We start from the raw sequence: 14,973 nt of genomic DNA, 5'->3' as shown, positions 1-14,973 counted from the left end.
AGACGATGCATGGCGGGCTGGCGCCAGTGTGGCGCGCCAGCCGGAAGATGAGAATTTGCGGTTTTACAAGCCGGGCTTAGGGAAGCGGAAAGCCGGGTTTGTACGGTGAGACAGGTCCTGCCTAGTTCGGCTGGTCCTTCCCCGGGTCTTGCGCCAGCACCTGCGGCGTCGGATAGGCCGGCGGCGTCATGTCCACCGGTTCGGCGCGCAGCGGCTGGTGGATGCGGCTGGCGGGCACCAGCGAGCCGGGGTCTTCAGGACGGGTCCAGAGCGGATCGGGGATCTCGGCGAACACCTGGCGCAGGCGTTCGCCCCACGTGCCGCGGATCATGCGGAAATATTCGTTGTGTTCGTCGATGCTGGCGAAATGGGTGACGCGCAGCGCGTCGGCGTCGTAGACCAGCAGGTCCAGCGGCAGCCCGACCGAGATGTTCGAGCGCAGCGTCGAATCCATCGAGATCAGCGCGCACTTGGCGGCCTCGTCCAGCGAGGTGTCGGGGCGCAGCACGCGGTCCAGGATGGGCTTGCCGTACTTGGCCTCGCCGATCTGGAAGTACGGGCATTCCGAGCCGGCCTCGATGAAGTTGCCGGCCGAATACACTTGGAACAGGCGGCAGCGCTCGCTGCCGATCTGGCCGCCGAAGATCAGGCTGACGTTGAAGTCCACGCCCTGTTCGTGCAGGGCCGCGGCCTCGCGGTGGTAGACCGCGCGCACCGCCGCGCCGACGCGGCGGGTGGCCTCGAACATGTCGGGCGCGTTCCAGACGGTTTCGCCGCCCTCGTCGTGCTGCCGTGCCAGCGCGTTCAGCACGGCCTGGCTGACGGCCAGGTTGCCGGAGGTCATCAGCACCATCATGCGTTCGCCGGGACGCTCGAAGACGGTCATCTTGCGGAATACGCTGATCTGGTCGACCCCGGCATTGGTGCGGGAATCGGACAGGAAAACCAGGCCGGCGTCTAAGCGGGCGGCTACGCAGTAGGTCATGATCGAAAAAAGGGAAAAGCCACACCGCATTGTATTGCGGCGTGGCCGGACGGGGTTATTGCTGGGCCGCGGTCTGGACCTGCACGTTGACCTCCATGGATTCCTCGCCGCCGCCGCTGCGCACGCCGCGCACCGGCGAGGCCGAGTCGTAGTCGCGCCCCACCGCCAGGCGGCAGTGGCAATCGGAGGCGAACTGGCGGTTGGTCACGTCCACGCTGGTCCAGCCGGCGCCTGCCAGCCAGACGTCGGCCCAGGCATGGCTGGCGGCGTGCTGGGCCGTGGTGTACAGGTAGCCGCTGACGTAGCGGGCCGGCACGCCCAGGCCGCGCACGCAGGCCAGGAACAGATGGGCGTGGTCCTGGCAGACGCCATGGCCCAGCGCCAGCACCTGGCCGGCGGCGGTGGTGACGTCAGTGGTGCCGGGCTCGTAGGCGACCCGGTCGTGGATCGCGGTGGCCAGTGTCAGCACGTCGGCGGGCGTGTTCAGGCCGTCGGGCAGCACGGCGTGGGCGAAGGCGAGGATGGTGTCATCAGCCTGCGTCAGCGGCGTCTGCACGCAATAGGCGTGCACCGGCAGGCGGCTGTCCTCGCCGCCCAGCGCGCCCTGCGTCAGCGAGCCGACCAATACCTGCCCGACCACGCGCAGCTCGATCTCGGTGTGCGGGCGGTTCAACGTCAGCGTGTGGGTGATGTTGCCGTAGGCGTCCACCTGCTGCTCGAGCGCGCCGGGCGCCTCGATGTGCCAGCGCAGCACGCGCTGGTGTTCGTCGTCGCGCGGCGTCAGCCGCAGGGTCTGGATGCTGTAGGTGACGGGCGCCGTATAGCGGTAGTGCGTGACGTGCGTGATGATCTGTTTCATGCCTGTCTCCTTGTCATGCCGACAACGGCACCAGGAAGTCCTGGCTGATCCGGTTGCCCAGGTCGTTGATGCGGTCCAGGAAGTGCTCCAGGTACTGGTGCAGACCGCTGCGCAGGATGTCCTCGACGCGGCCGAATTGCAGTTCGGCGCACAGCATGCCGGCGCGTCGCTGGGTTTCGGTCGAACGCTGGTTGGACACACGGGCCAGATCCTCGGATACCGCCCGCATGGCCGCCAGCAGCGAGCGCGGCATGTCGGGATGCAGGATCAGCAGCTCGGCGACGCGGTCCGGCGTGATGACGTCGCGGTACACCTTGCGATAGATCTCCAGCCCGGACACCGAGCTGAGCAGCGCCGACCAGCGGTAGAACTCGCTTTGCAGCGCGCCCGAAGGGCTGCCTTCGCCGCGGCCTTCCTGTTGCTGTTGCGGCGCGCCGTCGCCGTCGCGCTCGTGGAACTTCACATCCAGCATCCGCGCGGTGTTGTCCGCCCGCTCCAGGTGCATGCCGATGCGCAGGAAGTACAGCGCCTCGTCTTCCAGCATGGTGCCGATGGTGACGCCGCGCGCAAGGTGCGAGCGGAACTTGACCCATTCGAAGAACTCGCCCGGGTTGCGTTCCAGCAGGCCGGTGTGCAGGTGCTTGAGCAGTTCCAGCCAGGTGGTGTTGTAGGTCTCCCAGACTTCGGTGGTGAGGCTGCCGCGCACCGCGCGGGCGTTTTCGCGCGCGGCGCGCATGCAGCTGTAGATGGATGAGGGGTTCTCGGCGTCGCGCACCATGTACTGCAGCACGTCCTGCGGCGATATCGCGGCGTGCTTGGCGTGATAGAGGCGGTGCAATTCGGAGATGCGCAGCACGGCGTTCCACGAGCCTTCGCGGGTCTGCGCGTCCTGCGGCAGCAGCGACATCTGCAGGTTCACGTCCAGCATGCGGGCGGTGTTCTCGGCGCGCTCGGTGTAGCGGCACATCCAGAACAGATTGTCGGCGGTTCGGCTCAGCATCGTTATTCCTCCAGAACCCAGGTGTCCTTGGTGCCGCCGCCCTGGCTGCTGTTGACCACCAGCGAGCCTTCGGTCAGCGCCACGCGGCACAGCCCGCCGGGCACGGTACGGATGTCCTTGCCGCACAGCACGTAGGGGCGCAGGTCGACGTGGCGCGGCGCGACGCCGGATTCAACGTAGGTCGGCACCGTGGACAGGGCCAGCGTGGGCTGCGCGATGTAGTTGGCGGGATTGGCGCGCACCCGATCCTTGAACGACTCGACCTCGGCGTGGGTCGCGGATGGTCCCACCAGCATGCCGTAGCCGCCGGCGCCATGCACCTCCTTGACCACCAGCTCGTGCATGTTGGCCAGCACGTGCGACAGCTCGTCGGGACGGCCGCAGCGCCAGGTCGGCACGTTCGACAGGATCGGCTCCTCGCTCAGATAAAAGCGGATCATGTCGGGCACGTAGAGGTAGGTGGACTTGTCGTCGGCGATGCCGGTGCCGATGGCATTGGCCAGCGTCACGCGGCCGGCGCGATACACCGACAACAGGCCGGGCACGCCGAGCGCCGAGTCGGCGCGGAACGACAGCGGGTCGAGGAAGTCGTCGTCCAGCCGGCGGTAGATCACGTCCACCTTGCGCGGCCCCTGCGTGGTGCGCATGTAGACCGTGTTCTGCTCGACAAAAAGATCCTGGCCCTCCACCAGTTCCACGCCCATCTGCTGCGCCAGGAAGGCGTGCTCGAAATAGGCCGAGTTGTACATGCCGGGCGTCAGCACCACCACCGTGGGATCATCGCCGCCGTGCGGCGCCACTTCGCGCAGGTTGTCCAGCAGCAGGTCGGGATAGTGCGCCACCGGTTCGACCTTGATGCGGCTGAACGCGTCGGGCATCAGCCGCATCGACATCTTGCGGTTCTCCAGCATATAGGACACGCCGGACGGCACCCGCAGGTTGTCCTCCAGCACGTAGAACTCGCCGGCGCCGGCGCGCACGATGTCGACCCCGGCGATGTGGCAGTAGATGTCCTCGGCCACGTCCACGTCCTGCATTTCGGGGCGGTACTGGGCGTTCAGGAACACCTGCTCGGCCGGCACCACGCCGGCGCGCACGATCTCATGGCCGTGATAGATGTCGTGGATGAACATGTTGAGCGCCCGCACGCGCTGTTTCAGGCCGGCCTCCAGGCGGCGCCATTCGTCGGCGGGAATGATGCGCGGGATCATGTCGAACGGGATCAGGCGCTCGGTGCCGGCGGCGTCGCCCGCCACCGAAAAAGTGATGCCGACCCGCCGGAAACTCAGGTCGGCCTCCAGGCGGCGCGCCGCCATGGCTTCGGCCGATTGCTCCTGGTGCCAGCGCTCGAAGGCCTGGTAGTGGGAGCGTATGCCGCCGGCGCTGTCGCGCATTTCGTCATAGGCGGCGGGACGGGATGATCTGTCCTTCATGGCTCCTCCGTTGCAGATGCTGACGGCCGGCTTGGGCGCGGCCGTTGTCCGGCCATGCGTGGCCGGTCTGAATGAATAAGCAACCCGTGTGCCAGCTTGGGCTGGCGCCGACGGGGGGCCGCCTGGAGGTAAATATCCTCTGGTTGGCGGCGGCTGGCTACCCTCCGGACGTACGGAGGCAGCGATGGCGTGGGCGGGACGACGGCTTGCGCTGCCGGGGTGGGCGCGGCGGAACGGGTCCGAATGTGAGGCCGCGCGATGGCATGGCGTCAGCGCGTACGGCGCGCGCAGGCGCAGCGGGGTGGTACCCGCGTGGGATGCCGCGGCAAGCGGCAATCGGGGATATCAGGGTCAGATCATAGGGCCTGCACCGTTCTGGTGCAAGCCCTGGGGCAAAACTGGTGCGTCAGCGCAGCGTGTAGCGTTGCACCGTGGTGCCGCCCTGGCCGGGTTGTTCCTGCGGGGCATGCGGCACCCAGCCGTCCGGCGTGATGACGGCGTCGAGGCGGAAGTCGTGGGCGGCCGGTTCATAGCCGGGGTCCAGCTCGCCGCAGCTCCAGGCCACGCCGATGGTGGTGAAGGCGTGGCCGCGCTCGCGCAGCGCCGCCAGCGTGCGGTCGTAGTAGCCGCCGCCGTAGCCGAGCCGGTCGGCGAATTCGGTGTAACCCAGGGTGGGGACCAGCAGCACGTCGGGCAGCACCTCGGCCCCCCGCGCCGGTTCCTGGATGCCATAGGGGCCGGCGCGCAGTTCGGCGTCGGGCGTCCAGGGCAGGAAGGCCAGCGGCGCGTTGCGTTCGCGCACCACCGGCAGCGCCACCGTGACACCATTTTCGGTCCATTGCTCCAGCAGCGGCCGCAGGTCCGGCTCGTCTTCCATGGGCCAGAAGGCCGCCACGACGGCGGGCGCGCGGCGGCCGGCCCGCACGGCTTCGTCGCGGGCCACGTTGAGCCAGGTGAACAGCCGCGCGCGCATCAGCAGACCGCCGCGGCTGCGTTGGTCTTCAGGCAGTTCGGCACGCAGTTTCCGCAATCGCGTGCGTAGCTGGCTTGCGGTATCCTCTGGAGTATTTTGCGTAGTCATGCGGTAGCTGTAACAGGGGTGGAAAATGAAGGCGACAATGCGGGTCAGCGATAACACGTCTAACGGCGCGAACCTGCGCGCGGGCAACCGCGTCGGCTGCTGCGCCAACGATCACGCGCATCGCCGCGCCTGCCTCTGCGCCTATCACTGCGCGGATCCGCAAGCTGCCCTCAAGGTCCGCGCATGAAGCCCGCGCGCAATCCCATGGCCGCGGTCCACGGCCCGCAATCCGGACGGTATCAGAAAACCGCCATGAAATCCCCGCGCACCGCCGACGCCCGCGCCGGCCTGCGCCGCTGGCTGCCATTGCTGGCGCTGTTCACGGCGGCCTGCGCGCCCGTCGACGCCCAGCAGCGCACCGCGTCCGTCAATACCCAGCCGCAGCCCGCCGCGCAAGCGCCGCAACCGGCCATCGCCGTGCCGCCGGCCGTGCTGGCGGGCTTGCCGCCCACCGCCGAAACGCCCGCGCTGGCCGCCGTGGTGGCCGCGCGCGAAGCCATGAATCGCAAGCAGTGGTCGATCCTGGGCGCCCTGGTGCCCCAGGCCAAGTCCGATCCGCTCGGCATGTATCCGGAATACTGGCTGTTGCGCTATCAGCTGTGGAGCCCGCCCGCGGGCGGGCGTCCCAACGCCGAGCTGCAGAAGTTCATCAACAGCAATGGCGATGCCTATCTGGCGGATCGGCTGCGCGCCGACTGGCTGCTGGCCGCCGCGCGCAGCGGCGACTTCGAGACCGTGCGCAAGCTGGCTCCGGTCAAGAACAGCAACGCCCAGGTCGAATGCGCCATCCTCAACGCCAAGCACATGACCGGCCAGCGCGCCACGGCCGCGCAGGCCATGGCGGTGTTCGCGCCGGGCAGCGCCTGCTGGACGCTTTACGACCAGCTGGTGGCCGACAACGTCCTGGGCTGGGACCAGCTTGAACCGCAGTTGCGCGACGCCATCGAGGCCAACAAGACCACCGACGCGCGCAAGTTCGTGCAGTACATGTTCGAGCCGCGCGACCAGAAGACCTACGACGTCCTCATCAAGGACCCGATGCGCTGGCTGACGCGACAGGACCGCCTGCCGGTGGGCCGCAACGAAAAAGAACTGGTCACCATCGCCCTGGCGCGCCTGGCCCGTTCCGACATCAACGTGGCGGATTCCTACCTGCGGCGCGAATGGGCCAAGTCCATGGCCAAGTCGAACCTGGCCTGGATCCGCGGCCAGTACGCGCTGGTGGCCGCGCTCAACCTGGACAGCCGCGCCGACGACTGGTACCACGAGGCCGGCCATATCCGCATGACGGAATACAACGCCGGCTGGAAGGTGCGGGCCGCGCTGCGCCAGCCCAAGATCGACTGGAAGTGGGTCATCGAGTCCATCGACCAGATGCCTGCAGCACAACAGCAGGATCCATCCTGGATCTACTGGAAGGCGCGCGGCATGGCCGCCACCGGCCGCCGCGACCAGGCCAATGCGGCCTATGCGTCCATCGCCGACCGTTTCGATTTCTACGGCCAGTTGGCCGCCGAGGAACTGGGCCGGCGCATCACCGTGCCACCGCGCCCGGCGCCCATCAGCGACAGCGAGATCGCCGAGGCTCGTGCCAACCCGGGCCTGCGCCGCGCGGTGCAGCTGTTCCGCCTGGGCTGGCGCCAGGAGGCCGTGCCCGAATGGAACTTCGCGTTGCGCGGCATGAGCGACCGCCAACTGCTTGCCGCCGCCGAACTGGCACGCGCCGAGAACATCTACGACCGCGTGGTCAATACGTCCGACCGCACCGAGAAGGAATTCGACTTCAGCCAGCGCTTCATCGCGCCGTTCGAAGGCCGCGTCACCGCCAAGGCCAATGCCATCGCGCTCGACCCCGCCTGGGTCTACGGCCTGATCCGCCAGGAGTCGCGCTTCATCATGGACGCGCGCTCGCACGTCGGCGCCTCCGGCCTGATGCAGCTGATGCCGGCCACGGCCAAATGGGTCGCGGGCAAGATCGGCATGAGCAACTTCACGCCCGACAGCGTCAACGATTTCGACACCAACACCGAGCTGGGCACCAACTACCTGAACATGGTGCTGCGCGACCTGAACGGCTCGCAGATGCTGGCCAGCGCCGGCTACAACGCCGGTCCGCGCCGCCCGCACAACTGGCGTTCCACCTTCAGCCATCCCGTCGAAGGCGCGATCTTCGCCGAGACCATTCCGTTCAACGAGACGCGCACCTACGTCAAGAACGTGATGTCCAACTCGGTCTACTACGCCGCCATGTTCAGCGGCCAGCCGCAGTCGCTGAAAGAGCGGCTGGGCAACGTCGTGCCGCTGGGCGCGGAAAGCACCACCCTGCCATGACGGCGGATGTGGCGACGCAGGGCTTGCAGGCCTACATCGTGGGCGGCGCGGTGCGCGACGCGCTACTCGGCCTGACGCCCGGCGATCACGACTGGGTGGTGGTCGGCGCCACGCCCGAAGACATGGCGCGGCGCGGCTTCATTCCGGTGGGTGGCGATTTCCCGGTGTTCCTGCACCCGGTCACCAAAGAGGAATACGCGCTGGCGCGCACCGAACGCAAGTCGGGCCGCGGCTACAAGGGTTTCACGTTCTACACGGGCACCGACGTCACGCTCGAAGAGGACCTGCGCCGCCGCGATCTGACGGTCAACGCCATTGCGCAGAAGCAGGACGGAGAACTGGTCGATCCGCTCGGCGGCGCCGCCGACGTCCGGGCCCGCGTGTTCCGCCATGTGGGCGAGGCCTTCGAGGAAGACCCGGTGCGCATCCTGCGCCTGGCGCGTTTCGCCGCGCGCTTTGCCGACTTCAGCGTCGCGCCCGAAACCCTGGCGCTGTGCCGCCGCATGGTCGAAGCCGGCGAGGCCGACGCCCTGGTGGCCGAGCGTGTGTGGAAAGAAGTATCGCGTGGCTTGATGGCCGCCGCGCCGTCGCGCATGTTCGACGTGCTGCGGCAGTCCGGCGCGCTGGAACGCGTCATGCCCGAGTTGCGGGGCTCGGAGGAGACTGGCGGTGACGTCGATCGCGCGGCCGCGCGCAACCTGTCGCTGCCGGGCCGCTATGCCTTGCTGTGCCGCCTGTCACCCGAGCGGGAAGCGCTGGGCCGGCGCCTGCGCGTGCCCACCGAATGCAACCACTACGCGCGGCTCCTGCCCGAGATGTTGACGGGCTTGGACGCCACGCAGGCGCCCGGCGCCGACGAAGCCGACGCACAGCTCGCGCTGATGGAGCGCGTCGACGCGCTGCGCAAGCCCGAGCGCTTTTTCGATCTGTTGGAAACGACGGCAGTGCTGCGGCCGGTGGCTATCGACGCCTGGCGCGAACGTGCCGAAGCGGTGCGGGGCGTGGATGCCGGCGCCATCGCCCGCGCCTGCGCCGGCGATTCGGCGCGCATCAAGCAGAGCGTGCGCGAGGCGCGCCTGCAGCGGCTGCGCGCCGCCTGACGCCGACTACTATAGCTTGCCGAGGCGGTCGCCGCGCGCAAAGCCGATCAGCGGCTGCGTGATGCCGCGGCCCACCGCCAGCACCTTGAACAGTTCGCCCATCTCGGCTTCCGACAGCAGCTTCTGCACCGGCGCCACCGCCTGCGCGTAAGCGCGCGCATCGGTCGGATCCAGTTGCGCCAGCAATTCCATCAAGCCGGCGTTCATCAGGAAGCGCGCCTGCGAGGTATACCCCAGCACCTGCAGACCCGCTGCCTGCGCCGCATCCGCCATGGCGGTGAAGTCGACGTGCGCCGTGATGTCCTGCAGCCCCGGCGCGGTGAACGGATCGCCATGCGCGTGGTGGCGCAGATGGCACATCAGCGTGCCGCCGGCGCGTTGCGGGTGGTAGTACTCACCCTGCGGAAATCCATAGTCGACCAGCAGCGCCGCGCCCTGTTCCAGCCAGCCGCTCATGCCGTCGATCCAGGCTTCGGCCTGCAGGTTGATCTCGGACACATACCCCGGCAACGCCGGCATGCGCGCTGCCACCGCCTCTGCCAGGCGCCGCGGAGCCGGCCGGTCTTCCCAGACGAAACCCTGGGCCGGGTCCAGCGTCACGCCGCGTTCCAGCACCACGCCGTCATCGCTCCAGCGGAATAGCGACACTGGCATCGCGTCCAGCACCTCGTTGGCCAGCACGCAACCGCGGAAACGTTCGGGTAGCGCATCCAGCCAGCGCACCCGCTCGCCGAACGGCGCCAGCCGCTCGGCCTGGCGCGCGCGCAGGTCCGCCGACACTTCGAGAATCAGGTACTGCGTATCCTGCAGCCCCTGAGCATCCAGCTCGCGCAGCACGCCTTCGGCCAGCGCGCCGGTACCGGCGCCGAACTCCAGCACCGTCTGGGTATCGGTCTGGCGCAGCACCTGGGCGACCTGGCGTGCCAGGGTACGGGCGAACAGCGGCGTCAGTTGCGGCGCGGTGACGAAATCGCCCGCGGGCGCGCGCGCATCGGCTTCGGCCAGCTTGACGTTGCCGGCCGCGTAGTAGCCCAGCCCCGGCGCATACAGCGCCTCGGCCATCCAGTGATCGAACGGCAGCCAGCCCGAAGCGGCGGCGATGGCGGCGCGCAGATGCGCGGCGGCGGCTTCGCTATGGGCCTGGGCGGCGGGAGACAGCGGGGGCAGGTTGGCGGGAGCGGGGCGTTGCATGGAGGAAGGAAAGGCGTCGTGAATAGGGCATTTTCCCAAAAAACAAACCCCGCGACAGGCGCGGGGTTTGTTGGGTGCCGATCAGGGCTTAGCCGCGGCGGGCGCCGGCCGGCTTGTTGAAGCGCTTGGCGGGGCCGCCGGGGCGCTTGTCGAAGCTGGGACGGTCACGGAAACCGCCTTCCGAGCGGTCGCCGCCGCGGAAGCCGCCTTCGCGCTGCGGCCGGTCGCCAAAGCTGGGGCGATCGCTGAAGCTCGGACGCGAGTCGCGGTCGCCACCACGGAAGCCGCCTTCACGCGGGCCGCGCTCGTTGAACGGACGCGGATCGCGCTGCGGGCGATCGCCGAAGCTGGGGCGGTCGCTGAAGCTCGGGCGCGAATCACGGTCGCCGCCACGGAAACCGCCTTCACGCGGGGGGCGGTCGCCGAAGGGACGATTGCCCTGGTAGCCGCCTTCGCGCTGGGGACGATCACCGAAGCTGGGACGATCGCCGAACGAACGGGCCGGGCGGTCGCCGAACGGGCGGTTGCCTTGGTAGCCGCCGCCTTCGCGGGCGCCCTGGTAGCCGCCTTCGCGCGGCTTGAATTCACCACGCGGACCGCCGAACGAGCGGCCTTCACGCGAACCGCCGTCACGGTGGCCCTGGTAGCCGCCGCCGAAGCCGCCCGGACGCTTGCCGAAAGGCTTGCCGCCGCGCGGCGCGCCGCCGGTCGACGGACGCGGGGTGCGCTTGGGTTCCAGGCCGGCGATCACTTCGGGCGTGATGGACTGGCCAATGTAGTGTTCGATACGGCGCACCTTGTGGCGCTCGGAATGCGTGGCCAGCGTGAACGCCAGGCCGTTGCGACCGGCGCGGCCGGTACGGCCGATACGGTGCACGTAGTCCTCGGCCTGCATCGGCAGGTCGAAGTTGACGGCGTGGCTGATGCCTTGCACGTCGATGCCGCGGGCGGCCACGTCGGTGGCGACCAGGATGCGCAGTTGGCCGCGCTGCAGCTGCGACAGCGTGCGGGTGCGTTGGCGCTGGTTCATGTCGCCGTGCAGGGCGGCGGCGGCAAAGCCCTGGTCGGCCAGGTGGTCGGCCAGATCGTCGGCGCCGCGCTTGGTCGACGTAAAGACGATGGCCTGGTCCAGCGAAGCGTCGCGCAGGACGTGGTCCAGCAGCTGCATCTTGTGGCTGGCGTCGTCCGCGTACAGCAGGCTCTGCGTGATGTTGGTGTGCTTTTCCTTGGCGCCGGCGACTTCGATGCGCTGCGGGTCGCGCATCATGCGCGCGGCCAGCTTGGCAACGGTGCCGTCCAGCGTGGCCGAGAACAGCAGCGTCTGGCGTTCGGCCGGCAGGCGGCCAACGATGGTTTCGATGTCCTCGATGAAGCCCATGTCCAGCATGCGGTCGGCTTCGTCCAGCACCAGGGTGTGCACGGTGTTCAGTTTGACGCGACCCGAGTTCAGGTGGTCGATCAGGCGGCCGGGCGTGGCCACCAGCACATCGACGCGGCGCGACAGCGCCTTCAGCTGAGCGCCATAGGGCATGCCGCCGACGACGGTGGCGGTGCGCAGGTCGGCCAGCTTGCGGCCGTAGGTGGCGGTGGCGTCGGTGACCTGCAGGGCCAGTTCGCGCGTCGGGGCCAGCACCAGCACTTGCACGCCGACGCCCTTGTTGGCGGGCGTCTGGGCGATGCGGTGCAGCGCCGGCAGCATGAAGGCGGCGGTCTTGCCGCTACCGGTCTGCGACGACACCATCAGGTCGTGGCCGGCCAGCGCCTGCGGAATGGCCGAGGCTTGAACGGTGGTGGGGGTGGTGAAGCCAGCGTCTTGCAGGGCCGACAGCAGGGCGGGCGCCAGGCCCAGGTTTTCGAAAGACATTACTTTCCCTTGCCGCGATCAAATGCGGCGCAGTGCTTGGTCGGGCCAGGGGATTAGGCGGCCGGATCCAGGCGACGGTTGATGGAGCATCGTGCCGACCGAATCAACCGTGCGCGTGGCGCGTTCCCGTGATGCTGCTTGGAACGCAGGGCGAAAGGAAAGGAGGTCAGGAATCGATGATGTTCGGCATGGGCCGGGCTTGGTTGCCCGGCAGACTGCTGAAAATTTCCGCTAAATCAAGGCGGTAAATGCCGAACTCGTTTGGTGCAGTGCGGCGATCATAACCCGAATTCGCCTTGTGCGGGAATTATTTTTTTGTCCAGCTTCCAATCAATAGGGTTTTTCCCTTGGTCGCTCAACCAACGGTTGGTCGCCAGGAAATGGCCGCAGCCCAGGAACGGCACGGGCGGGCGCCGGGCGGACAGGGGAGAAGGATGATTGGCCATCAGCACCAGATGGCCACTGTCGTGCGGAAGCAACGCCTGCTTGGCCTGGGCGTGGGCGCCCCACAGCATGAAAACCTTCGGAGACGGGTCCTGCGCCACCAGGGCGATGAGCGCGTCCGTCACGGTTTCCCAACCCCGCTTGGCGTGGGACGCGGGTTGCCCGTCCTCCACCGTGAGGGCGGTGTTGAGCAGCAACACGCCTTGAGCGGCCCACGGCGTCAGGTCATTGCCGGCCGGCAGCGGCGTGCCGGGATATTCCTGCGCGATTTCATTGAAGATGTTGCGCAGGCTGGGCGGGCGCTTGCAGTCGTCCGGCACCGAGAATGCCAGCCCTTGTGCCTGTCCAGGGCCGTGATACGGGTCCTGGCCCAGGATCACCACTCGCACGTCCGAGGGCGCCAGGCCGTGCAGGGCGCGAAAGGGCGTGGCCGGATAGATCACCGCGCCTTCGGCAAGGCGCTTTTCCACATGGGCGGTCACGGCCTGTAGCGCCGTGGCGACGCGTGGGGCCTGCAGGGCGGCCTGCCAGGCGGCGGGCAATTGTGCCGTCTGGGCGGCGAGGGCGGAGGGAATCAGGCGGTTATCGATCGGCATGGGCGCGATTTTGGCACAGCGCGGGCATGGCAGCGCTTGCCCGGTAAATGCCTCTTGCGCAGCGAATTCAGACTTATCTCATAGCCAGCCGGCCAGCCTCCCGGCTAATTTGCGGCGTAATCGCATGCTACTGGTTCGAAGATGTGCGCCACTCGCATTTTTTTGGTTCATGCCTGAACGTCTGTGAAAACAAGGCATAAATTGAAATGTGCGCTTAATTAATCTCGGAATCTTCCGTTATGGATGGAAACCGGCAATTTCAATAAGAAACAAGTGCATACCGTCTTCATGCGAAGACGCCTCCGGCAGAGGCGTCTTCCCAGTTTGGCGCTGTCCATTTCGTTCGTCGCCATTTTCGCCATTTTGCCTCCCGCCGCTGCGCAGCTTTCGCCCGCGGAAGCGGCCGCGCGCGCCAGCGACATCCAGCGCCGCCAGGAACAGGAACTGGACGCCCAGCGCGCCCGCGCCGCCGAGCGGCCGGACGTGCTGTCGGCCCCCGCTGCGCCAGCAGCGGCCGACGGTGTCCTGGTGCTGCCGACGGAATCGCCTTGCTTTACCGTTGCCAAGGTGGCTTGGGATGGCCCCGCGCCGCCTGCCACGGTGCGCCGGGCCAGCGAAGGGGTACTAAGCCAGTGCGTGGGTGGGCAAGGCCTGCAAGCCCTGCAGGCCCACCTGATGGCGCGCCTGATCGACCGCGGCCTGATCACCGCCCGCGTGCTGGTGCCGGAGCAATCGCTGGCCAGCGGCACCCTGACCCTGCGCTACGTGCCCGGCCGCATCTCCGGGGTCAAGAGCGACGGCGCGCCCGGCTGGTGGCGCACCGCGCTGCCCACTTGGCCGGGCGGCGAGGTCAATCAGCGTGACCTGGACCAGGCGCTGGAAAATATCCGCCGCCTGGCCGGCCAGGCGGACGCGTCGATCGACGTCGCGCCCGGTCCCGAGCTGGGCGATTCCGACATCATCATCAAGCCCGGCACCGGCAAGCGCTGGCATGCCTACGTGGGTGGCGACAACGCCGGCATGGAATCGACCGGCAAGAACCAGGTGAACGCCGGACTCACGCTCGATTCGCCGCTGTTCCTGTACGACCAGTTGTCGGTGTCCTGGAACAGCAACGCCGACCTGCGCAACAACGACGCCGGCTCGCGCGCCGCGTCGGTCAACTACAGCATTCCGTTCGGCTACTGGACCCTGTTCGCCGGCGCCAGCAAGTCGCGCTATCGCCAGACGGTGGCCGGTTTCGAAGAACCCATCGTCTATGGCGGCACCAGCAAGCAGATCGAGGCGGGCGTGTCGGTGGTGCCGTACCGCGGCGCCAGCTACAAGGGCACCGCCATGTTGAAGTTCCTGCGCAAGCGCGCGAGCAGCACGCTGAACGACATCGACATCGAGGTGCAGCGGCGCGACGTGGTCGGCTACGAATTCAGCTATGGCCACCGCCAATACATCGACCAGATGGTGCTGGATCTTGGCGGCGGCGTGCGCGGCACGTTGCCGCAGTTCTCCGACCAGCCCGGCTACGTCTACGGCGATCCCGACTGGAACGGCCGCAGCACCATCCTGACGGCCAACGCCGGCCTCTACCTGCCCTTCAAGGTGGCCGGCCAGCAACTGGCCTACCAGGCCAATTGGCAGATCCAGCACGCCAAGACGCCCATCGTGCCCGCGGATTACTTCACCATCGGCAACCGCTATGCGGTGCGCGGCTTCGATGGCCAGATGACGCTGGCCGCGGAAGACGGCTGGACCCTGCGCAATGACCTGTCGCTGAACCTGGGCAACCTGGGCCAGCAACTTTACACGGGCCTGGATGCCGGCCGCGTCGGCGGCCCTTCGGCCGAGTACCTGGCCAGCCGCACGCTGGTCGGCGCGGTGGCCGGCTTGCGCGGCCGCATCGCCATTCCCGGCGCCGCCAATGCGGTCAACGCCAGCTACGACCTGTCGGCCGGCTGGCCGCTGAAAAAGCCGGACAACCTGAAGACCCAAAGCACGGTCTTCGCCGCCACGCTGATGTTCGAGTTCTAGACCGGGCGGGCCCTGGGCCCGGTCCGCCGTTCGATCTGTTGCTTCACGTTTACCGAGAGTCGCC

At 68.1% G+C, this 14,973-nt stretch carries 11 protein-coding genes; 3 read left to right on the top strand and 8 right to left on the bottom strand.

The features are described from left to right. Positions 1-121: 121 nt before the first annotated feature. The 5 genes from AC6CR5_RS19005 to AC6CR5_RS18985 all read right to left on the bottom strand — a co-directional run bounded on the left by AC6CR5_RS19005 (position 122) and on the right by AC6CR5_RS18985 (position 5,358). Positions 122-985 (bottom strand): proteasome-type protease, encoded by an 864-nt coding sequence (locus AC6CR5_RS19005; RefSeq protein WP_026382086.1) that lies wholly within the window; start codon positions 983-985, stop codon positions 122-124. 55 nt (positions 986-1,040) lie between these two features. After that, positions 1,041-1,844, bottom strand: coding sequence for a transglutaminase family protein (locus AC6CR5_RS19000; RefSeq protein WP_024070704.1), 804 nt, complete (start codon positions 1,842-1,844; stop codon positions 1,041-1,043). Between the two features lie 13 nt (positions 1,845-1,857). Next, entirely contained in the window at positions 1,858-2,844 is a 987-nt protein-coding gene (locus tag AC6CR5_RS18995; RefSeq protein ID WP_049055700.1) for an alpha-E domain-containing protein, read from the bottom strand. A gap of 2 nt (positions 2,845-2,846) precedes the next feature. After that, positions 2,847-4,277, bottom strand: coding sequence for a circularly permuted type 2 ATP-grasp protein (locus AC6CR5_RS18990; RefSeq protein WP_054505683.1), 1,431 nt, complete (start codon positions 4,275-4,277; stop codon positions 2,847-2,849). 406 nt (positions 4,278-4,683) lie between these two features. Beyond that, complete coding sequence (locus AC6CR5_RS18985) at positions 4,684-5,358, bottom strand: 5-formyltetrahydrofolate cyclo-ligase (protein ID WP_150101123.1); 675 nt, start codon at positions 5,356-5,358, stop codon at positions 4,684-4,686. Between the two features lie 252 nt (positions 5,359-5,610). Between AC6CR5_RS18985 and AC6CR5_RS18980 the strand changes: the two genes are divergently transcribed. Together AC6CR5_RS18980 and AC6CR5_RS18975 are read left to right on the top strand one after the other, a co-directional pair. Then, on the top strand, positions 5,611-7,689 hold the full coding sequence (locus tag AC6CR5_RS18980; protein ID WP_238875049.1) for a lytic transglycosylase domain-containing protein: 2,079 nt from the start codon (positions 5,611-5,613) through the stop codon (positions 7,687-7,689). Next, positions 7,686-8,789, top strand: a complete 1,104-nt coding sequence (locus AC6CR5_RS18975; RefSeq protein ID WP_241059223.1) for a tRNA nucleotidyltransferase/poly(A) polymerase-related protein — start codon at positions 7,686-7,688, stop codon at positions 8,787-8,789. The genes AC6CR5_RS18980 and AC6CR5_RS18975 overlap by 4 nt, the downstream gene beginning before the upstream one ends. A gap of 9 nt (positions 8,790-8,798) precedes the next feature. Here AC6CR5_RS18975 and AC6CR5_RS18970 read toward each other — a convergent pair whose 3' ends face one another. From AC6CR5_RS18970 to AC6CR5_RS18960, 3 genes are all read right to left on the bottom strand, one after another. After that, positions 8,799-9,980: a class I SAM-dependent methyltransferase gene (locus AC6CR5_RS18970; RefSeq protein WP_054499580.1), complete on the bottom strand. Its 1,182-nt coding sequence runs from the start codon at positions 9,978-9,980 to the stop codon at positions 8,799-8,801. 88 nt (positions 9,981-10,068) lie between these two features. After that, entirely contained in the window at positions 10,069-11,844 is a 1,776-nt protein-coding gene (locus AC6CR5_RS18965; protein ID WP_054482025.1) for a DEAD/DEAH box helicase, read from the bottom strand. Between the two features lie 278 nt (positions 11,845-12,122). Next, complete coding sequence (locus tag AC6CR5_RS18960; protein ID WP_049054922.1) at positions 12,123-12,884, bottom strand: uracil-DNA glycosylase; 762 nt, start codon at positions 12,882-12,884, stop codon at positions 12,123-12,125. A 273-nt stretch (positions 12,885-13,157) separates the two neighbouring features. Between AC6CR5_RS18960 and AC6CR5_RS18955 the strand changes: the two genes are divergently transcribed. After that, a complete protein-coding gene (locus AC6CR5_RS18955) occupies positions 13,158-14,909 on the top strand; it encodes a ShlB/FhaC/HecB family hemolysin secretion/activation protein (RefSeq protein WP_269876432.1) in 1,752 nt (583 codons plus the stop codon). Positions 14,910-14,973: the final 64 nt, after the last annotated feature.

It is taken from the genome of Achromobacter sp. EG18 (assembly GCF_059759395.1).
The sequence above is the reverse complement of the archived record's forward strand: the minus strand, read 5'-3'. Positions and strand labels throughout refer to the sequence as shown.

Excerpts from the sequence above, each read along its gene's own strand:
- AC6CR5_RS19005 (WP_026382086.1), bottom strand. The coding sequence starts at position 985 with ATGACCTACTGCGTAGCCGCCCGCTTAGACGCCGGCCTGGTTTTCCTG.
- AC6CR5_RS19000 (WP_024070704.1), bottom strand. The coding sequence starts at position 1,844 with ATGAAACAGATCATCACGCACGTCACGCACTACCGCTATACGGCGCCC.
- AC6CR5_RS18995 (WP_049055700.1), bottom strand. The coding sequence starts at position 2,844 with ATGCTGAGCCGAACCGCCGACAATCTGTTCTGGATGTGCCGCTACACC.
- AC6CR5_RS18990 (WP_054505683.1), bottom strand. The coding sequence starts at position 4,277 with ATGAAGGACAGATCATCCCGTCCCGCCGCCTATGACGAAATGCGCGAC.
- AC6CR5_RS18985 (WP_150101123.1), bottom strand. The coding sequence starts at position 5,358 with ATGACTACGCAAAATACTCCAGAGGATACCGCAAGCCAGCTACGCACG.
- AC6CR5_RS18980 (WP_238875049.1), top strand. The coding sequence starts at position 5,611 with ATGAAATCCCCGCGCACCGCCGACGCCCGCGCCGGCCTGCGCCGCTGG.
- AC6CR5_RS18975 (WP_241059223.1), top strand. The coding sequence starts at position 7,686 with ATGACGGCGGATGTGGCGACGCAGGGCTTGCAGGCCTACATCGTGGGC.
- AC6CR5_RS18970 (WP_054499580.1), bottom strand. The coding sequence starts at position 9,980 with ATGCAACGCCCCGCTCCCGCCAACCTGCCCCCGCTGTCTCCCGCCGCC.
- AC6CR5_RS18965 (WP_054482025.1), bottom strand. The coding sequence starts at position 11,844 with ATGTCTTTCGAAAACCTGGGCCTGGCGCCCGCCCTGCTGTCGGCCCTG.
- AC6CR5_RS18960 (WP_049054922.1), bottom strand. The coding sequence starts at position 12,884 with ATGCCGATCGATAACCGCCTGATTCCCTCCGCCCTCGCCGCCCAGACG.